This window comes from Nonomuraea sp. NPDC052116 (assembly GCF_040680035.1).
Lineage (GTDB): Bacteria > Actinomycetota > Actinomycetes > Streptosporangiales > Streptosporangiaceae > Nonomuraea > Nonomuraea angiospora_A.
Window position 1 is genome coordinate 181,171 of sequence record NZ_JBFAWA010000001.1, and the last position, 18,235, is coordinate 199,405.

At 70.7% G+C, this 18,235-nt stretch carries 17 protein-coding genes; 9 read left to right on the top strand and 8 right to left on the bottom strand.

The features are described 5' to 3' along the window. Window positions 1–38 precede the first annotated feature (38 nt). From AB0L65_RS00830 to AB0L65_RS00845, 4 genes are read left to right on the top strand one after another with little or no spacing between them, the layout of a single operon-like run. Window positions 39–1,571 (top strand): carboxyl transferase domain-containing protein, encoded by a 1,533-nt coding sequence (locus AB0L65_RS00830; RefSeq protein WP_364239713.1) that lies wholly within the window; start codon window positions 39–41, stop codon window positions 1,569–1,571. Beyond that, entirely contained in the window at window positions 1,568–3,442 is a 1,875-nt protein-coding gene (locus AB0L65_RS00835) for a biotin carboxylase N-terminal domain-containing protein (protein WP_364239156.1), read from the top strand. The genes AB0L65_RS00830 and AB0L65_RS00835 overlap by 4 nt, the downstream gene beginning before the upstream one ends. Then, window positions 3,439–4,200, top strand: coding sequence for an enoyl-CoA hydratase-related protein (locus AB0L65_RS00840; protein WP_364239157.1), 762 nt, complete (start codon window positions 3,439–3,441; stop codon window positions 4,198–4,200). The genes AB0L65_RS00835 and AB0L65_RS00840 overlap by 4 nt, the downstream gene beginning before the upstream one ends. Next, complete coding sequence (locus AB0L65_RS00845; RefSeq protein WP_364239158.1) at window positions 4,197–5,960, top strand: acyclic terpene utilization AtuA family protein; 1,764 nt, start codon at window positions 4,197–4,199, stop codon at window positions 5,958–5,960. Before AB0L65_RS00840 ends, AB0L65_RS00845 begins: the two co-directional genes overlap by 4 nt. On the opposite strand, the gene AB0L65_RS00850 is transcribed toward AB0L65_RS00845, so the two are convergent. Continuing rightward, window positions 5,949–6,821, bottom strand: a complete 873-nt coding sequence (locus AB0L65_RS00850) for an ROK family protein (protein WP_364239159.1) — start codon at window positions 6,819–6,821, stop codon at window positions 5,949–5,951. The two genes, AB0L65_RS00845 and AB0L65_RS00850, sit on opposite strands and share 12 nt — an antisense overlap. Before the next feature lie 27 nt (window positions 6,822–6,848). Here AB0L65_RS00850 and AB0L65_RS00855 point away from each other — a divergent pair, with 27 nt between their 5' ends. The 5 genes from AB0L65_RS00855 to AB0L65_RS00875 all read left to right on the top strand — a co-directional run bounded on the left by AB0L65_RS00855 (window position 6,849) and on the right by AB0L65_RS00875 (window position 10,336). Next, window positions 6,849–7,655 carry a GNAT family N-acetyltransferase gene (locus AB0L65_RS00855; protein WP_364239161.1) on the top strand — a complete coding sequence of 269 codons (807 nt, stop codon included), beginning with the start codon at window positions 6,849–6,851 and terminating at the stop codon, window positions 7,653–7,655. 81 nt (window positions 7,656–7,736) lie between these two features. Then, window positions 7,737–8,750 (top strand): phosphotransferase family protein, encoded by a 1,014-nt coding sequence (locus AB0L65_RS00860; protein WP_364239163.1) that lies wholly within the window; start codon window positions 7,737–7,739, stop codon window positions 8,748–8,750. A gap of 80 nt (window positions 8,751–8,830) precedes the next feature. Next, entirely contained in the window at window positions 8,831–9,091 is a 261-nt protein-coding gene (locus tag AB0L65_RS00865) for a hypothetical protein (RefSeq protein ID WP_364239165.1), read from the top strand. 57 nt (window positions 9,092–9,148) lie between these two features. Beyond that, window positions 9,149–10,000, top strand: a complete 852-nt coding sequence (locus AB0L65_RS00870; RefSeq protein WP_364239167.1) for a helix-turn-helix transcriptional regulator — start codon at window positions 9,149–9,151, stop codon at window positions 9,998–10,000. Window positions 10,001–10,069: 69 nt separating this feature from the next. Next, window positions 10,070–10,336, top strand: coding sequence for a hypothetical protein (locus AB0L65_RS00875; protein WP_192786285.1), 267 nt, complete (start codon window positions 10,070–10,072; stop codon window positions 10,334–10,336). 413 nt (window positions 10,337–10,749) lie between these two features. On the opposite strand, the gene AB0L65_RS00880 is transcribed toward AB0L65_RS00875, so the two are convergent. From AB0L65_RS00880 to AB0L65_RS00910, 7 genes are all read right to left on the bottom strand, one after another. Beyond that, a complete protein-coding gene (locus AB0L65_RS00880; protein ID WP_364239169.1) occupies window positions 10,750–12,015 on the bottom strand; it encodes a serine hydrolase domain-containing protein in 1,266 nt (421 codons plus the stop codon). A 132-nt stretch (window positions 12,016–12,147) separates the two neighbouring features. Then, complete coding sequence (locus AB0L65_RS00885) at window positions 12,148–13,671, bottom strand: serine hydrolase domain-containing protein (protein ID WP_364239170.1); 1,524 nt, start codon at window positions 13,669–13,671, stop codon at window positions 12,148–12,150. 284 nt (window positions 13,672–13,955) lie between these two features. Then, a complete protein-coding gene (locus tag AB0L65_RS00890; protein WP_364239172.1) occupies window positions 13,956–14,336 on the bottom strand; it encodes a VOC family protein in 381 nt (126 codons plus the stop codon). 137 nt (window positions 14,337–14,473) lie between these two features. Beyond that, on the bottom strand, window positions 14,474–15,361 hold the full coding sequence (locus tag AB0L65_RS00895; protein ID WP_364239174.1) for a LysR family transcriptional regulator: 888 nt from the start codon (window positions 15,359–15,361) through the stop codon (window positions 14,474–14,476). Between the two features lie 120 nt (window positions 15,362–15,481). Then, entirely contained in the window at window positions 15,482–16,447 is a 966-nt protein-coding gene (locus AB0L65_RS00900; RefSeq protein WP_364239175.1) for an ABC transporter substrate-binding protein, read from the bottom strand. Between the two features lie 14 nt (window positions 16,448–16,461). Beyond that, window positions 16,462–17,409 (bottom strand): ABC transporter permease, encoded by a 948-nt coding sequence (locus tag AB0L65_RS00905; RefSeq protein ID WP_364239176.1) that lies wholly within the window; start codon window positions 17,407–17,409, stop codon window positions 16,462–16,464. Further along, window positions 17,406–18,227: an ATP-binding cassette domain-containing protein gene (locus tag AB0L65_RS00910; protein ID WP_364239178.1), complete on the bottom strand. Its 822-nt coding sequence runs from the start codon at window positions 18,225–18,227 to the stop codon at window positions 17,406–17,408. The genes AB0L65_RS00905 and AB0L65_RS00910 overlap by 4 nt, the downstream gene beginning before the upstream one ends. Window positions 18,228–18,235 lie beyond the last annotated feature (8 nt).

Consider the following 18,235-nt stretch of genomic DNA (forward strand, 5'->3'; position numbering starts at 1 on the left):
ACACCGAGGGCGACGACTACCGCGGGCGCCGGGAGGCCATGCTCGCCAAGCTGGGCGAGCTCGACGCCGAGCACGCCAAGGCGGTGGCCGGGGGCGGCGAGAAGTACGTCGAACGGCACCGCAGGCGCGGCAAGCTCCTGGCCAGGGAGCGGATCGAGCTGCTGATCGACCCCGACTCACCCTTCCTGGAGCTGTCGCCGCTGGCCGCGTGGGGCAGCGAGTTCCCGGTCGGGGCCGGAATGGTGTCGGGGATCGGGGTGATCGAGGGCGTCGAGTGCGTGATCACCGCGAACGACCCCACGGTCCGCGGCGGCGCGTCGAACCCGTGGACGCTGAAGAAGTCCCTCCGGGCGGCCGACATCGCGCTGCGCAACAGGCTCCCGTACGTGAACCTGGTCGAGAGCGGCGGCGCGGACCTGCCGACGCAGAAGGAGATCTTCATCCCGGGTGGCCAGATATTTCGTGACCTGACCCGGTTGTCGGCGGCGGGCGTTCCGACCATCGCGTTGGTGTTCGGGAACTCCACGGCAGGCGGCGCGTACGTGCCCGGCATGAGCGACTACGTGGTGATGGTGCGGGAACGAGCGAAAGTGTTCCTGGGCGGCCCGCCCCTCGTGAAGATGGCCACCGGGGAGGAGTCGGACGACGAGTCCCTGGGCGGGGCCGAGATGCACGCCAGGACCAGCGGCCTCGCCGACTACCTGGCCCAGGACGAGCACGACGCGCTGCGGATCGGGCGGCGGATCGTCCGTTCCCTCGACTGGCGCAAACAGGGCATGAGCCCGCAGGCGGCGCGGGAGCCCGGATATCCGGCCGAGGAGCTGCTGGGCATCGTCCCCGAGGACCTGAAGGTGCCGTTCGACCCCCGCGAGGTGATCGCGCGCGTGGTGGACGGGAGCGAGTTCGAGGAGTTCAAGCCGCTGTACGGCGCCTCCCTCGTGACCGGCTGGGCGCGCGTCCACGGCTACCCGGTGGGCGTGCTGGCCAACGCGCGCGGCGTGCTGTTCAGCGAGGAGTCGCAGAAGGCCGCCCAGTTCATCCAGCTCGCGAACCAGTCGCGCACTCCGCTCCTGTTCCTCCAGAACACGACCGGTTACATGGTCGGCAAGGACTACGAGCAGGGCGGCATCATCAAGCACGGCGCCATGATGATCAACGCGGTGTCCAACTCGACCGTCCCCCATCTCACCGTCGTCATGGGCGCCTCGTACGGGGCGGGCAACTACGGCATGTGCGGGCGCGCGTACGAGCCCCGCTTCCTGTTCAGCTGGCCGAGCGCCAAGTCGGCGGTGATGGGCCCGGCGCAGCTCGCCGGGGTGCTGTCCATCGTGGGCCGCGCGTCCGCGCAGGCCAAGGGGCAGGTGTACGACGAGGAGGCCGACGCGGCGATGCGCGCGATGGTGGAGGCCCAGATCGAGGCGGAGTCGCTGCCGTTCTTCCTGTCGGGCCGCCTGTACGACGACGGGGTCATCGACCCGCGCGACACCCGTACCGTCCTGGGCCTGTGCCTGTCGGCCGTCAACAGCGCGCCGGTGCCCGAACCGGCGGGATTCGGGGTGTTCCGGCCATGATCACGCGCCTGCTCGTCGCGAACCGGGGCGAGATCGCCCGCCGCGTCTTCCGCACCTGCGGGTCGCTCGGCATCTCGACGGTCGCCGTCTTCTCCGACCCCGACGCGGACGCGCCGCACGTGGCCGAGGCCGACCTGGCCGTACGGCTGCCGGGCGCCCGCCCGTCCGATACGTACCTGAACATCGGCCGCATCGTGGACGCCTGCCGCGCCTCCGGTGCCGACGCCGTGCATCCCGGATACGGCTTCCTGTCCGAGAACGCGGAGTTCGCGCGGGCCGTGCTGGACGCCGGGCTGGTGTGGGCCGGGCCGCCGCCCGAGGCCATCGCGGCCATGGGGTCCAAGGTCGAGGCGAAGCGGCTGATGGCGGAGGCGGGGGTGCCCGTGCTCCCTTCGCTCGACCCGGAGGCGCCCGGGGAGTTCCCGGTCCTGGTCAAGGCGTCGGCCGGTGGGGGCGGGCGCGGCATGCGGATCGTCCGCGAGGCCGGGGAGCTGGCGCGGGAGGTCGAGTCCGCGCGGCGGGAGTCGGCGGCGGCGTTCGGCGACGGAACCGTGTTCGTGGAGCCGCTGCTGGAGAACGCCCGGCACGTGGAGGTGCAGGTGCTGGCCGACCGGCACGGCACGGTGTGGACGCTGGGCGAGCGCGAGTGCAGCGTGCAGCGGCGGCACCAGAAGGTCGTCGAGGAGTGCCCGTCACCGGGGATCTCGGCCGAGCTGCGGGAGCGGCTGTGCGAGGCGGCGGTCAGGGCCGCGCGGAAGATCGGCTATGTCGGGGCCGGGACCGTGGAGTTCCTGGTCAAGGGGGATCGGGTGGCGTTCCTGGAGATGAACACCCGGCTCCAGGTCGAGCATCCGGTCACCGAGCTGGTCTACGGGGTCGATCTGGTGCGGCTGCAGCTCGAGGTGGCCGAGGGGGCCGCGCTGCCCGCGACGCCGCCCGAGCCTGCCGGGCATGCCGTGGAGGTGCGGCTTTATGCGGAGGACGGGGACTATCTGCCGCAGAGCGGGGTGTTGCGGCGGTTCGAGGTCTCCGGGGAGGTGCGGGTGGATTCGGGGGTGGAGTCCGGGTCGGTGATCTCGCCGTACTACGACCCGATGCTGGCGAAGGTGATCGGGTACGGGCGGGTACGAGCGGAGGCGGTGCGGAAGCTGGTCACGGGGCTCCGGCGGGCGAAGCTCCACGGGGTCACGACAAATCGCGATTTACTGGTAAAAATCCTGACAAGTCAGGCTTTCGGGGCCGGTGACACCCACACCGGCTTCCTCGCCCCCGGCGGCCCTCTCGACGGCAGCTCCCCGGACGGGCCCGGCGAGCTCCCGGTGCTGGCCGCCGCGCTCGCCATGGCCGCCGAGAACCGCCGCCGGGCGACGGTGCTGGCCGGCCTCCCGAGCGGCTGGCGCAACGTACGCTCCCAGCCCCGCCGGGCCCGCTTCGAGGAGGCCGAGGTCGTCTACGACCCGCTCCCCCAGGGCGTCACCGTGATCAGCGCGGAGCCGTACGAGGTGATCCTGGAACGCGACGGCGTCCGGCACACCTTCGAGGTGGCCCGCTACGACGAGGACGGCAAGGTCTACGTCGACCACGTCGGCGGGTGCGCCGAGCTGACCCCGCTCCCCCGCCTCCCCGAGCCGGTCGAGCACGTCGCTCCCGGCTCCCTGCTGGCCCCCATGCCGGGCAGCGTGCTCCGGGTCGAGGTGGAGCCCGGCGACCGGGTGACGAAGGGGCAGCCGGTGCTGGTGCTCGAGGCGATGAAGATGGAGCATCGGATCGCGGCGCCGTCCGACGGCGTGGTGTCGGACGTACACGTCGAAAAGGGCCGGCAGGTCGAAGCGGGCGCGGTGCTGGCGATCATCCAGGAGGAGACTGCATGACGAGCCTGGTGCACAAGGACCTGGCGGCGGGCGTCGCGACCGTCACGCTGGACTCGCCGCCCAACCGCAACGCCCTGTCCGTACGGCTCCTCGCCGACCTGTCCGACCGGCTCCACTGGGCGCTGGCCGAGCCGGAGGCCAGGGTGATCGTGCTGACCGGCACCGGGAACGTGTTCTGCTCGGGCGCCGACCTCAAGGAGCAGAAGGCCTCGGGCGCGGCGGTGACGGCCTCGTTCCCCGACGTCCTCACGCTGATCTGGGAGAGCCCGAAGCCGGTCATCTGCCGGCTGAACGGCACGGCGCGGGCGGGCGGCCTGGGCCTGGTGGCGGCGTGCGACTTCGCGATCGCGCCGCTGACGGCGTCCTTCGCCTTCTCCGAGGTACGGCTCGGCGTCGTACCCGCCATGATCTCGGTGCCGGTGCTGCGCCGGGTCGAGCCCCGGGCGGCGGCCGAGTACTTCCTGACCGGCGAGGTGTTCGACGCGGCCCGGGCGGCGGAGATCGGGCTGCTCTCGCGGGCCGTCCCGGAGGACGAGCTGGACGCGACGGTCGCGCACTACACCGAACTGCTGATCAAGGGCGGCCCCGAGGCGCTGGCCGTCACGAAGCGGATGGTGCGGGAGGTGCCCGCGCTGTCGTTCGAGGAGGGGCTGCGGCGGATGACCGAGCTGTCGGCCGAGCGCTTCACCTCGGAGGAGGGGCAGGAGGGCATCGCGGCGTTCAGGGAGAAGCGGCCGCCCAGGTGGGCCGCCCGATGACGCTGCGGATCGCGAACTGCAGCGGCTTCTACGGCGACCGCCTCTCGGCCGCCCGGGAGATGGTCGAGGGCGGGCCGATCGACGTGCTCACCGGCGACTGGCTGGCCGAGCTGACCATGCTCATCCTCGCCGGGAACCGCCTCAAGGGCCGCCCCGGGTACGCGCCGACGTTCCTCCGGCAGTTGGAGGACGTCCTGGGCCCTTGTCTCGATAAATCCATCAAAATCGTGACGAACGCCGGCGGCCTGGACCCGGCCGGCTGCGCGGAGGCCGTACACGACCTGGCCACCCGCCTCGGCCTCTCCCCCACGATCGCCCACATCACGGGCGACGACCTCACCGGCCGCCCCCTGGACCTGACCAACGCCGACACCGGCGAACCCCTCAACGCGACCCCCCTGACCGCGAACGCCTATCTCGGCGGCCGCCCCATCGCCACCGCCCTCGCGTCGGGCGCGGACGTGGTGGTGACCGGCCGCGTGACGGACGCCGCCCTGGTGACCGGCCCCGGCATCTGGCGGTACGGGTGGGGGCCGGGCGACCTCGACCAGCTGGCCGGCTCGGTGGTGGCGGGACACGTCATCGAGTGCGGCTGCCAGGCGACCGGCGGGAACTACGCGTTCTTCCAGGACGTACCGGACCTGGCGCACTGCGGCTTCCCCATCGCCGAGCTGAACGCGGACGGCTCGGCCGTGATCACCAAGCACCCCGGCACCGGCGGGCTGGTCTCGGCCGGCACGGTCACGGCGCAGCTCGTGTACGAGCTCGGGGGCCCGCGCTACCTGGGGCCTGACGCGGTGGCCCGCTTCGACACGATCACGCTCACGGACGACGGGCCCGACCGCGTCCTGATCTCGGGTGTCCGGGGTGAGCCGCCACCCGACACCCTCAAGGTGGCCGTCAACTACCTGGCGGGCTACCGCAACACGATGACCCTGGTGCTGACGGGCCTGGACGTGGAGGCCAAGGCCCGGGCCGCCCAGGACGCCCTCTGGGCCCGCGTCCCCCGGGACTCGTTCGACCGGGTGGACGTGGAGCTGACGGACTCGGGCCTGCTGCGGATCACCGTCATGGACGCCGACGAACGCCGGGCGGGACGCGCGTTCTCCTCCGCCGTGGTGGAGACGGGGCTCGCCAGCTACCCGGGCTTCTACGCCCTCACCCCACCGGGCAACGCCACGCCGTACGGGGTCTACTGGCCCGTCCTCGTCCCCGCCTCGGAGGTCCGCCCCCGGATCTTCCTCAACGGCAACGAGCTCCCTCCCACCGCCCCCGACACGCCAGAAGCCAGGCCCGCGACGGGGAGCGGCGGGCAGGGGCTCGGGCCCTCAGGCGCCGAGCAGGCGTCGGTGGTCGGGCCCCAGACGGCCGAGCAGGCGTCGGTGGTCAGGGCTCAGGCCGCCGAGCAGGCGTCGGTGGTCGGGGCTCAGGTGCGGGTGCCGTTGGGGTGGATTGCCGGGGCGCGGTCCGGGGACAAGGGCGGGAACGCGAACCTGGGCGTCTGGACCGACACCCAGGAGCGGTACGACTGGCTGGCCGCCCACCTCACCCCCGACACCCTCCAACGCCTCCTCCCAGCCCTCGCCCCGCACCGCGTCGACCGCTACGAGCTCCCCAACATCAAGGCGCTCAACTTCGTCATCCACGGCCTCCTCGGCAGGGGCGTGGCCGCGAGTCCGAGGATGGATCCGCAGGCGAAGGCGTTGGGTGAGGAGCTGCGGGCGAAGGAGGTGGACATACCTCCGCACCTACGAGATTGATCGCCAGCCCAGCAGCCCGGCCCCGAGGAGCCCGGCGCGTACGCCGAGGGACGACGCCACCACCTCCGGCGCCCGCCGGAAGGCCAGCCGCCCCGCCAGCCGTTCCCGCAGCGGCGCCAGCAGCGCGTCCCCCGCCAGCGAGACCCCGCCCCCGATGACGATGCGCGCCGGGTCGAGCACCAAGGTATACGTGGCCAGCGCCAGGGCGAGCGTGTCCACGGCCGACGACCACACCTCCGCCGCCCGCTCGTCCCCCTCGGCGGCCAGGCGCACCACGTCCGCGGAGGTGCCCGAGCCGTAGCGTGCCGCGATGGCCCCGCCCGACGCGTACGCGGCCAGGCATCCCCGCTGCCCGCACCCGCACGCCAGACCGTCGGGCCGGACCGGGATGTGACCGATCTGCCCGGCGAAGCCCCCGGCGCCCCCGTACAGCGAGCCCGACAGGACGACCGCGCCCGCGATACCCGTACCGATGGGGAGGAACAGGACGTCGTCTCCGCCCGCCCCATAGGCCAGCTCGGCCTCCCCGGCCGAGCGGACGTCGTGCCCGAGCGCCACCGGCAGGTCCACGTCCGCGAACGACGAGGCGGGCACGTCCCGCCACCCGAAGGCCGCGGAGTAGACGGCGTGGGTGGGCGTGACCAGCCCCGGCACCGCCAGCCCCACGGCGAGCGGGCGGCGCCCGGCGCGGGGCCGCGCGAGGTCGGCGACGAAGGCGGAGATGGCCGCGATCACCTGGTCGGCGCCGCGAGGCGTCGCACGTCGCTCGAAATGAAGAATTGTCCCGTCACGGGCGACAAATCCGCCTTTGAAGGTGGTGCCGCCGACATCGACCGCAACGACGTAATCCAATCGTGCCATCGTGCCATCGTCCCCTAGGGTGCAACCATGACCGTCCGCCGACTCACCCAAGAGGACCTCGACGACTGCGCCCGCCTGGCCAAGGACCGCGACTGGCCCCTCGAGCGCCACAAGTGGGGCCTCCTGCTCGAGGTCGGCGAGGCGTACGGCATCAACGCCCCCGACGGCGACGGCCTGGCCGCCACGAACGTCCTGACCTGCTACGGCGATGACCACGCCGTGATCAGCATGGTCCTCACCGCGTCCAGGTACGCCAGGCAGGGGCTGGCCCGCCGGCTCATGGAGCACGTGATGGAGCGGGCCGGCAGCCGTACGGTCTCCCTCTTCGCCACCGACAACGGCCGCCCCCTGTACGAGCAGATGGGGTTCCGGGCCGTCGGCGGGGTCGTCAAGCACACGGGCGTGTTCGCGGGCGAGCCGTCGGGCCGGACCCGCCCGGCCGCTGAGGCCGATCTGGACGAGATCATGAAGCTGGACGCGGAGCTGTTCGGGACGGACAGGTCGGCGCTGCTGCGGCGGATGTTCGACTTCGGCGAGCGGGTGCGGATCGCGGACGGCGGCTTCGGCCACTGCTGGCGCAACGACGACAACACCGTGATCGGCCCGGTCGTGGCGCGGGACGAGGAGACCGCGCGGGCGCTGATCGCGGACCTGGCGCTGGACGTGGGCGGCGAGGTGCGCATGGACCTGGACGAGGCGATGGACGGCCTGGTCGCATGGGCGGTCGCGCACGGCATGGGCCACCCGTGGCGGACCGCGAGGATGGTGCACGGCGGCGACCTGCCGGGCGAGCGCGCCTGCCAGTTCCTGCCGTTCATGCAGGCGCTGGGCTGACCGCACGGCGTTGGGTTGACCGGGTGTGCGGGGCTCTCGTAGGGTCGGGCGGCCAGAATATGATTCTGCCGAAGGGCGATCATGACCTCCACCCACATCGACGTCAGCGCCATCGACCTCGCCGCGCTCGGCACGTGGATGGACGCCCAGGGCCTGCCCCGCGGCCCGATCACGGGCGTCGCGCCGGTCCTGGGCGGCACGCAGAACGTGATGGTCCGCTTCGAGCGCGGCGGCCGCCCGTACATCCTGCGCCGTCCTCCCCTGCACGCCCGCAGCAGGAGCAACGAGGTGCTGCGCCGCGAGGCGCGGGTGCTGGCGGCGCTGCGCGGCACGGCCGTGCCCGCGCCCAGGCTGGTGGCCGCGCAGACCGAGCGGGAGCCGGTGTTCTACCTGATGGAGCGGGTCGACGGGTTCAACCCCTCGACGGGCCTGCCGGAGCCGCACGCCTCCGACGCCGCGATCAGGCACCGCATGGGGCTGGAGGCCGCGGCCGCGCTGGCCGAGCTGGGGCGGGTCGATCCGGGGGTGCTGCCGGGGTTCGGCAGGCCGGAGGGGTTCCTGGAGCGGCAGGTGCCGCGCTGGCTCAAGGAGCTCGACTCGTACGGCGAGCTGGACGGCTATCCGGGCCCCGACATTCCGGGTCTGTCCGAGACGGCCGACTGGCTGGCGCGCAACCTGCCCCGGACGTTCACCCCGGGGATCATGCACGGCGACTACCACTTCGCGAACCTGATGTTCGCCTGCGACGGCCCCCGCGTGGCCGCGATCGTGGACTGGGAGATGAGCACGATCGGCGACCCGCTGCTCGACCTCGGTTGGCTGCTGGCCACCTGGCCCAGCAACAACGGCCACGTCCCCGGGCTGCCGGAGCCGCGCGAGCTCATCGAGTACTACGCGGCGCTGTCGGAGCGCGACCTGTCGGCCATCGGCTGGTACGCGGTGATGGCCTGCTTCAAGCTCGGCATCGTCCTGGAGGGCTCGCACGCGCGGGCGTTCGCGGGAAAGGCACCAAAGGACATAGGGGACGTACTACACGAAACCACCCTGCAACTGTTCGAACGGGCACATCAGTTTATGGACGGCGTTCTCGGCTGATTTCCGGAAAAACGATCACTTCTTAATCCTCGAGTCGTACAATTGCGCGCAATTGCACCTGTTATCGGGGAAGGATCGTCATGCGAATGCGGTTCCTCGGCTCCACCTCGGAGGCGGGCGCCTGTCCCACCCTGTACGAGACCGACCGCGGCACCATCGTCGTGCAAGGTCTGCAAGTCACCGACGCGGAGGCGCTCGCGGACCTCCGTGACGTGCTCGACGGCGAGACCGCGGTCGAGGTTCCGCGCGAGCTCATCACCGAAATCGCCCGCCGGGTCCTCCCCGACGGCCCGGCAACCGCTTTCCCGACCAGCGGAGGAACACCCTCGGCCACCGCTTGATCACAATTGCGATTGACACTGGCATGATCCACGCAAGCAGGGCTAGCCTCTTGCGGCGTGACGTCGTTTCAGCAGGCGCGCATCGACCTCGGCGGCCAGTTACGACAGCTGCGCGAAGCCGCGCACCTGTCGGGCAAGGAGCTGGCCCAGCGGCTGGGCTGGCAGCCGTCCAAGGTCTCCCGCCTGGAGAACGCCCGGCAGACCGCCACGGAGGATGACGTGGTCGTGTGGGCGCAGGCCGTACGCGCCTCGCCCGACACGACCGACGAGCTCATCAGGCAGGCCATCGCGCTGCTCGAACGGCACGACGACTGGAAGCAGCGCCACCGCAGCGGCCTGGCCGCCCTCCAGGAGGACATCCCCGACCTGGAGGCGCGCACGAAGCTCTTCCGCGTGTTCGAGCCCGGCATCATCGTGGGCCTGCTGCAGACCTCCGAATACGCCAGGCACGTCTTCCGCAAGGTCAAGCGCCTCTACAGCGCGGCCGACCAGATCGACGCGGCGGTGCGGGTGCGCATGCAGCGCCAGGAGATCCTGTACGACCGGACGCGCACGTTCAGGTTCGTGGTGACGGAGGCGGCACTGCGTACCTCCCTCGCCCCGCCCGAGGTGATGCGCGGCCAGCTCGACCGATTACTCGCCGTCAGCACGCTGCCGAACGTCGAGTTCGGCGTGATCCCGTTCAGCACGGAGCTGCCGTCGAGCCCGATCAACGGCTTCTGGATCTACAACGAGGCCATGGTCGGGGTGGAAACCATGACGAAGGACCTGATCCTTCGCGATCCCGATGACATCGGCTTCTACGTCCGGGCCTTCGATGACTATGCGAAGGTGGCGGAGTTCGACGAACCCGGGCGGGAGGTCATCATCGGAATTCTTCACGATTACCGCAAACAAACATCACATTAACCGCAGCAATTGCTTGCCTCCCCACCCAAGATCGTGCAATTCTGTCGCGAGACGTTGCGGAGGTGACGCATGATGCTTGATACCGCGCTCTGCCTCGAGCGATTCGCCTGGCACGCAGGTCGTCACGCTGACCTGACCATCCAGAGCCTCGCCCTGTCGAGCGACCCGGCCTACGTGTCGGTCCGCAATCGTTTCTCGGCCACGCTGACGGAGACGGTGACGTGCTCGGACGAGGGCGCGTACATCACCTCGTGGGGCTACCGCCTGGGCACCGCCGAAGACGTCGAGTCCGCCGCCGCCCGCCTCGCCTTCCTCCTCGCCGCCCTCCCCGCCTGACCGTTCCCCCCGCTCGGCCCGAAACACGGCTTACGGCCTCCGACGCGGAATTTCGGCCCACACGTCTTCCAGGCACCATCGGCCCTGGCTGTACTGAGCGCGCCGCCAACCGAGCACCCGCCTCGGCAGGCGCCCGCCGGCGGCGGCAGAAGCGCCCCTCCGGCACGGACGCCCGCCACAGGCCCCCGCCAAACGCCGCCGCCCACCCCCACGCCCGCCAGAGCACGCCCAGCGCCCCGGGACACCCCTCGCGAGAGGCGTGCCGACGACGGTCAACGGCGGCACCGCGCCGGCGTCCGCGCATGTGAACCGGGCCACGCCGAGTTCGGCGTGGCCCGGTTCACGCTCTGCCTGGTGCACGACCGCAAGGAGCCCATCCTCTAGGCGTACGGGGCCGCGGTGCTCGGCCCCGTCTACCGAGCCGGCTTGGCCTCGACAGCCGCCCCGGCCTGCCCGCCGCAGAACACCTCCTGGACGAGCTTGTCCACCAACTTCTTGTAGTCCTTGGCCGGGCCCCTCGTGGCCTCGTCCACCCAGGTCACCGAGGCGGTCAAGGTCTTCCTGCCGTCAGGTGAGCTGTACATGAACGCCCCGTAGCCGTGCGGAGGGCTGCCGTTGTGCTGGTAGACGGTGCCGCAGCCCGGGCCCAGGTCCTGCACGAACAGCCCGAGGCCGTAGCCCATCTTCGGGTGCGGCTTACGCATCTCGCCCAGCAGCTTGGCCGGCAGGAGCTTGCCGCCATTCAGCGCCGAGGCGAACCTGGCCAGATCCTGGGTGGTCGAGATCAGGTCACCGGCGCCGGCCAGCAGGGAGAGGTTCTGGCGCGAGATGTCGACCACCTTCTCCTGGCCGTCCTCCTCATACCGGTAGTAGCCGTGGGCGTGCGGCCCGGGGAGCTGCGTCCGGATACCCGCCACCGTGGTGCCCCGCATCTTGAGCGGCCGCAGGATCCGCCGCTGCAGCTCCTCGGCGTACGAGCGGCCGGTGACCTTCTCGACCAGCAGCAGGGCCAGCGTGTAGTTGGTGTTGGTGTAAATCTGGTCCGTCCCCGGCTCGAACCGCGCCGGCTTGGACAACGCCAGCCGTACCAGCTCTTCGGGCCGGTAGCTGCGGAACCGGTTGTCCAGCCACTCCTTGCCCGCGGCGGGGATCCCCGGCACGTACTTCCCGTCGGGGTCGAAGTCACCGGTGTAGTTGAACAACCCGCTGGTGTGCTGCAGCAGCATCCGCACCGTGATCCGCCGGTCCAGCCCGAACTCGGGCAGGTAACCGGCCACCGGGGCGTCCAGCCCGATCTTGCCCTCGGCCACCAGCTGCAACGCCATGGTCGCGGTGAAGGTCTTGACGATACTGCCCGCCCAGAACGACCCGTTCGTCGGCGGCTTGGCGCTCTGGCCCAGCTTGCGCACTCCGGCACTGCCGACCCACTCGCCCTGCTCATCGTGCACGCGCACCTGCACCCCGGCGAAACCGGCGTCGACGAACGCCTGCGTGGCCTTCTGCAGCTCCGGACGATCCTGCCCGGCCGTGGCCTGCGGCACGGCCACGCTGCTGTCCGCTGCGGCCACCCCGGGTGCGGCCACAGCCGCCCCGGCCAGCAACGCGGCAGCCAGCGCCGTAACCGCCACTCGCCGCGAGACCCTGGTCTGCGTGATCGCTGATGGGGATTGGGTTTTCATGGTTCCTTGTCTTTCGGTGTCACGCTCAGGCGAACAAGCCGCCGAGCAATTCGGGGTCGATGAGGATGGGGGCCCGGGCGGAGGGCAGGCGGGTGCGTGCCCATCAGGAAGCCCAGGCGCGCCTGCCCGGCTCTACAGGGTCTCCCCGCCGCCGAACACCTCCTCGACGAGCCTCTGCGTCGCCTTCTGGAACGCCTCTCCCATGGACAGTGCGGCGTCGTCCACGTAGTTCAGAGAGGCGGTCAGGGTCCTGCCGCCGTCGGGCGTGCTGTACATCAGCGCCGCGTGGCCCGTGATGCCGCCGTTGTGGGTGATGACGGTGCCGCCGCCCGGCGCGTCCTGTACGAACACCCCCAGGCCGTAGCCGATCTCCGGGTACGGCGTGCACATCTCGGCCAGCAGCTCGGCCGGCAGCAGCCTGCCGCCCACCAGCGCGGAGATGAACGTGTGGAGGTCCTGGGTGGTCGAGATCATGTCGCCGCCGGTGGAGATCCAGGACGGGTTCTGTCGGGTGACGTCGGCCACCTTCTCCTGGCCGTCCTCCTCATACCGGTAGTAGGCGTGGGCGTGCGGCTCGGGAACGTCCGTCGAGGTGTCCGGCACCACCGTGCCCGACAGCCCGAGCGGCCCCAGGATCAACCGCTGCGTCTCCTCACCGAGCGAGCGGCCGGTGACCTTCTCGACCAGCAGCCGGGCCAGCACGTAGTTGGTGTTGGAGTAGCTCCAGCCGGTCCCCGGCTCGAACCGCGCCGGCTTGGACAGCGCCAGCCGGACCAGCTCCTCCGGCTGGTAGGTCCTGAACCGGTTCTCCACCCACTCCCGGCCCTGATAGACGATCCCGGGCACGTACTCGGGGTAGTGGTCGCCGGTGAAGTTGAACACCCCGCTGGTGTGCTGCAGCAGCATCCGCACCGTGATCCGCCGGTCCAGCCCGAACTCGGGCAGGTAGTCATCCACCGCAGTGTCCAGCCCGATCTCGCCCTCGGCCACCAGCTGCAGCACCACGGTCGCGGTGAAGGTCTTGGTGTTGCTGCCGATCCGGAAGTGCCCGTTCGCCGGCGGCTTCTCGCTCTGGCCCAGCTCGCGCACCCCGGCGCTGCCGACCCACTCGCCCCGCTCATCGTGCACGCGCAGCGTCACCCCGACGAAACCGGAATCGACCATCTCCTGGATGAGCTTCTGCAACTCGGGGCGATCCTGCCCGGCAGGCGGCATGGCCAGGCTGCTGTCCGGGGTGGCCGCTCCCGGCGTGGCCGAAGCGACGTCGAGGGCCTCGGTGATCTTACGGGCCATCTCCGCCATGGTGGGGCTGGCCTCGCCCTTCTGGGGCCGGGTGGCTGCTTCGATGGCGACGATGACGGTTCGGCGGAAGTTGTCGGCCTCTGCCGGAGCCTGCTCCCTGAGCAGGGTCATGGCCGCGGTCAGGGCCGGTAGCACCTGATCGGCGAGTGCCGCGGTGGATTTGACGTTCAGGCCCTTGGGCGCCTTGGCGAGCACGTGCCCGACCAGGCCGGTCGCGGAGGTCAGGGCGATGGAGCCTTCGGTGGCGGCCTTGTGAGGCGAGCCGGCGGCACCGGCGGCCGACATCAGCGACACGGCGCCCCACGCGGCGATCCGCAGGGTGAGCTTGTTCTGCTCATCAAGGGTGACGGACATGATTGCATGCTCCTTTGAACCAATGAGAAAAATTCACTTCGACAGACCATGGTGAAATGCGGTCCCGCTGATGCCCGGGGTGTCGGGATTGCTCAGGTGGGGTCGCCCGAGAAGATCGCCCCCAGCTTCGAGGACGCAATCGCTGAACCGTTCATGGCGTCCACCATCGCCGACCGCTCTGACACCGGGCCGTTGCCGTCCTGACGCGGCCGCTGACACGACACCGCATGGTCGGTGGTGATGCCGGTGACGGCGAACGACGCGACCAGGTCGCCGGTCCGGAGTCAGCCCGTGATCGGGGAAATCCACTCGGTGAGCTGGATCGCCACGCCGTTGGGGTCGGTGAGCTGCATCAGCAGCTCACCCCACGGCTCCAGCCGGAGCGGGATGGTGATGGTGGCGCCTTCACGCCGCAACCGCTCGTACTCGGCAGCAAGGCCGGTGACCGTGAACACCACGATCGCGTCTGCCAGCCCCTGTCCCGGTTGCCACCGCTCGAGGTCGCGCTCCACCAGGATCAGATCGACAGCCGCGTCGTCACGGCCCAACGCGATGAACTGCTCGCCGACCAGGATTTCGCGGAAGCCGAGATGGCTGGTGAAGAACCGGCTGGAAGCGATCGGGTCGGCGACGGTCAGGGATACCGCGGACGAGACGATGTTCATGCCATAGCACCAGAAAAGGACATATCTCCATTCACCTCCCGACAAGCGTGCTCTTTGGCTGGATCAAGCATCACGCCGGGCGGTGCTGCGGATCAACGGCGACTATCGCAACGGTCGTTAACCCCTGGTTGACGGTCTCAGCCGGGCAGCGGTCCCAGGTCGCGCACCACGCGGGCGAGGGCGCGGATGAGGTCGTTCTCCGCGTCGCTGCGCCACACCATCCCGTACGGCAGCGCCTCCATGTCCGTGACAGGCAGATAGACGATGCCGGGGCGCGGGTAGTACCAGGTCACGTGCGTCGGGAAGAGGCAGACCGTATCCCCCATGGCCGTGAGCAGGAAGACGTCCTCGATGGTGTCCACGTGGCCCATCCGGTCGATCGACCGGCCCTTCGGAGTGAGCTTCGGAATGTAGTGGTCGAACCAGTGATCAGGCGCCGGCCCGATGGTCACGTGCTGATAGTCGCTGATCGCCTCCAGGGAGGTCGTGGACCGCTTGGCGAGGGCGTTGTCGGCAGCCACGGACAGCACTCTCGGCTCGGCGAAGAGCAGGGGACCCACGGTCAGGTCGGGTTCCTCCACGGGTAGCCAGGTGACCAGGACGTCGGCCTCACCGTTGCGCAACTGGGCGAACGGATCCGCAAAGCTCGACATCCGCAGGCGCAGCTCCCACTGTGGGTGGCGGGACCGGAAGGTCTCCCAGTACCGGCGCAGCTCCTGGACGTTGACGGGAAACAGGCTGACCCGGAGCCTGCCGGTCTTGCCCCGGCCCGCCAGCCGGGCCCGCTCCAGGCTCTGCGTCAACCCCTGATGCAGCTGGCGCAGGTCGTCGCGGAGCTGCTCACCCACCGGCGTGAGCCGTACATTGCGGCTGTCCCGGGCGAAGAGCGCGACGCCGATGGCCCGTTCCTGCTTCTTGAGCGCCTTGCTGACCGCCGCCACGGAGACGTGCAGCCGCTCCGCCGCGCGGCCGAAGTGCAGTTCCTCGGCAAGGGTCAGAAAGATCTCAATGTCGCGCAGCTCCACACGACCCCTCTCGGTCGATCTCACCATCGAGACCGTTCATTCGGGGCGTAAGTATGACATGTCGGCCCTGTTGGAGCGGTCACCGCGAGTATGACGCGCGTCCGCCAGTCCTCGGGTCGGTCAGCAGCCGGCCTTGTAGAGGATCTTCTGCACCTCCGGCTGGTCCACGTTCTGCGCGGTGACGATGGTGGCGTCCGTCGGGATCGACGGCGTGACCTGCTGCCCCTTGACCGCCGCGACCGCCTGCTCCACCCCCTTGGCCCCGATGTCCCCGGGCAACTGCGCGATGAGCGCCTGTACGACGCCGTCCTTGAGCTGCTTCACCTGCGCGGGCCCCGCGTCGAAGCCCACCATCTTGACCTGACCCAGCTTGCCCGCCTGCTGGAGGGCGGACCCGGCGCCGGTGGCGGAGTTGAGGTTCGCGGCGAAGATCCCCGCCAGATCGGGGTCCTTGGCCAGAGCGGCGTTGACGATCTTGGAAGCCTCGCCGACATCGTTGTGCGAGTACTGCACGCCCAGGAACGTGATCCCGGGATGCGAAGCCTTGATCTCCTCCTCGAACCCCTTGATGCGGGCGTCCACGGTGCTCACGCCCGGGTCCGTGGAGATGACCAGCGCCTTGCCCTTGTCGCCGATCTGCTCCGCCAGCGCCTTGGCCGCCGCCGCCCCGCCCTTGACGTTGTCGGTGCTGATCCTGGACAGGCCGATGCCCGGGTCCTCGACCACCGTGTCCACCAGGATGATCTTTATGCCCTGCTGCTTGGCCTGCGTCAGCGGGGCGATCATGGCCTTGACGTCGGTCGGCGCGATGAGCATGGCGTCCGGCTTGCTCGCCACCACCGAGTTGACGATCGGCGTCTGCAACGTCGGGTCGAACTTCTGCGGCCCCTGGACGTCCAGCGCCACGCCCAGCTCCTTGGCCTTGGCCTTCGCCCCGCAGGCCATGGTCTCGTAGAACTCCTCGCCCGCCAGCCCCTGCACGAGCGTCACCCTGACCTGGCCGCCGCCTCCGCTCTGCCCGCCCTGCCCGCCGCAGGCGGCGATCGTCAACAGCAGCGTTCCCAGAGCTGCCACAGCCTTGCGCATCGTGGTGCCTCCTCCTACTGGTCCCGGGCCCTGCGCCTCCACTGGTCGACGTAGACGGCGGCGACGAGCACGGCGCCCACCACCACCTGCTGCCAGAACGGCCGCACGCCCAGGATCTGGAAGCCGTTCTGCAGCACGACCGGGATGAACACCCCGATGACCGTCCCGGCCACCGTCCCCACGCCGCCGAACAACGAGGTGCCGCCGATCACCACGGCGGCGATGGCCTGCAGGTTGTCGGTGGAGTGGGCGGACACGCCGGTGATGCCGTACTTGGCGAGCGACAGCTGCCCGGCCAGCCCGGCCAGCAGCCCCGCCAGGCCGTATACCTTGATCAGGTGCCGGCGCACGGCCACGCCGCCGCGCCGGGCGGCCTCGGCGTTGGACCCGATCGCGTACGTGTGCCGCCCGAAGCGGGTCCAGGCGAGCATGAGCGCGAGCGCGGCCGTGATGGCGGCGCAGATCCACACGATCAGCGGCACGCCCAGCCAGCGCGCCAGCCCGAGACCGAGGTTCAGGTCCGTGGGGGCGCGCAGATCGACCCCGCCGGTGAGCAGCAGGGCCCCGCCGAGCGACATGCCCAGCGTCCCGAGCGTCACGATCAGCGCGGGGATGCGGCCCAGGGCGATCAGCACGCCGTTCAGCACGCCCCACGCCAGCCCTGTCACCAGGGCGGCCAGGGTGCCGAGCGCGAGCGAGCCGGTGGCGTCCATGACCTCGGCGGCCGCCACGGCCGAGAACACCAGCACCCCGCCCACCGACAGGTCGATCCCCGCCGTGATGATCACGTACGTCATGCCGGTGGCGAGCAGCAGCAGGATGGCCGCGTCGCTGACGAGGTTGAGCAGGTTGAACGAGGTGGGGAACGTGGTGGGCGCCAGGATCGAGAACGCCGCCAGCAGCGCGACCAGCACCAGGCCGATCCACACGACCTGCAGCTCCCCCAGCCGCACCCCCTTCATACGCCGCCCTCCCGCCCGCCGGGACCAGGGCCGTCCGGCGCGCCGTCCCCGTCCGGCGCTTCCTCCCGCGCTTCGATCGCGCCGGTCATGGCCCCGACCAGCTCCTCCATCGAGACGCGCGCGGTCTCGAAGCGGGCCACCCGGCGTCCGAGCCGCAGCACCTCCACCCGGTCGGACACCGCCATCACGTCCTGCATGTTGTGGCTGATCAGCACCACGGACACGCCCGAGTCGCGCACGCCGCGGATGAGGTCGAGCACGCGCTGGGTCTGCACGACCCCGAGCGCGGCCGTGGGCTCGTCCATGAACACCACCCGCCGCGCCCACGTCACCGCCCTGGCCACCGCGACGCCCTGCCGCTGCCCGCCGGACAGGCCGGAGACCGGCGCGGTCTGGGACGCGAGCCGCACGCCGAGCCGTTCGCACGCCTCGCGCGTGGCCCGGCGCATGGCGGCGTTGTCCAGCACGCCGAGCAGGCCGAGGAGGCCGGGCCTGAGCAGTTCCCTGCCGAGGAAGAAGTTGGCCGCGGGGCTGAGGTCGGCGCAGAGCGCGAGGTCCTGGTAGACGGTCTCGATCCCGGCGCCCCTGGCCTCCTCGGCGGAGCCGAACGCCACCGGCTCGCCGTCGACCTCGACCGTCCCGGCGTCCGGCCGTTCGACGCCCGAGAGGATCTTCGCGAGCGTGGACTTCCCCGCGCCGTTGTCGCCGATCAGCGCGACCACCTCGCCGGGCCGCAGGGTGAAGTCCGCGCCGCGCAACGCCTCGACGTGGCCGTAGCTCTTCATGATCCCGCGGGCGGCGATCAGTGGTACGGCCATAAGAACAT

Excerpts from the sequence above, each read along its gene's own strand:
- AB0L65_RS00830 (WP_364239713.1), top strand. The coding sequence starts at position 39 with ATGCTCGCCAAGCTGGGCGAGCTCGACGCCGAGCACGCCAAGGCGGTG.
- AB0L65_RS00835 (WP_364239156.1), top strand. The coding sequence starts at position 1,568 with ATGATCACGCGCCTGCTCGTCGCGAACCGGGGCGAGATCGCCCGCCGC.
- AB0L65_RS00840 (WP_364239157.1), top strand. The coding sequence starts at position 3,439 with ATGACGAGCCTGGTGCACAAGGACCTGGCGGCGGGCGTCGCGACCGTC.
- AB0L65_RS00845 (WP_364239158.1), top strand. The coding sequence starts at position 4,197 with ATGACGCTGCGGATCGCGAACTGCAGCGGCTTCTACGGCGACCGCCTC.
- AB0L65_RS00850 (WP_364239159.1), bottom strand. The coding sequence starts at position 6,821 with ATGGCACGATTGGATTACGTCGTTGCGGTCGATGTCGGCGGCACCACC.
- AB0L65_RS00855 (WP_364239161.1), top strand. The coding sequence starts at position 6,849 with ATGACCGTCCGCCGACTCACCCAAGAGGACCTCGACGACTGCGCCCGC.
- AB0L65_RS00860 (WP_364239163.1), top strand. The coding sequence starts at position 7,737 with ATGACCTCCACCCACATCGACGTCAGCGCCATCGACCTCGCCGCGCTC.
- AB0L65_RS00865 (WP_364239165.1), top strand. The coding sequence starts at position 8,831 with ATGCGAATGCGGTTCCTCGGCTCCACCTCGGAGGCGGGCGCCTGTCCC.
- AB0L65_RS00875 (WP_192786285.1), top strand. The coding sequence starts at position 10,070 with ATGATGCTTGATACCGCGCTCTGCCTCGAGCGATTCGCCTGGCACGCA.
- AB0L65_RS00880 (WP_364239169.1), bottom strand. The coding sequence starts at position 12,015 with ATGAAAACCCAATCCCCATCAGCGATCACGCAGACCAGGGTCTCGCGG.
- AB0L65_RS00885 (WP_364239170.1), bottom strand. The coding sequence starts at position 13,671 with ATGTCCGTCACCCTTGATGAGCAGAACAAGCTCACCCTGCGGATCGCC.
- AB0L65_RS00890 (WP_364239172.1), bottom strand. The coding sequence starts at position 14,336 with ATGAACATCGTCTCGTCCGCGGTATCCCTGACCGTCGCCGACCCGATC.
- AB0L65_RS00900 (WP_364239175.1), bottom strand. The coding sequence starts at position 16,447 with ATGCGCAAGGCTGTGGCAGCTCTGGGAACGCTGCTGTTGACGATCGCC.
- AB0L65_RS00905 (WP_364239176.1), bottom strand. The coding sequence starts at position 17,409 with ATGAAGGGGGTGCGGCTGGGGGAGCTGCAGGTCGTGTGGATCGGCCTG.
- AB0L65_RS00910 (WP_364239178.1), bottom strand. The coding sequence starts at position 18,227 with ATGGCCGTACCACTGATCGCCGCCCGCGGGATCATGAAGAGCTACGGC.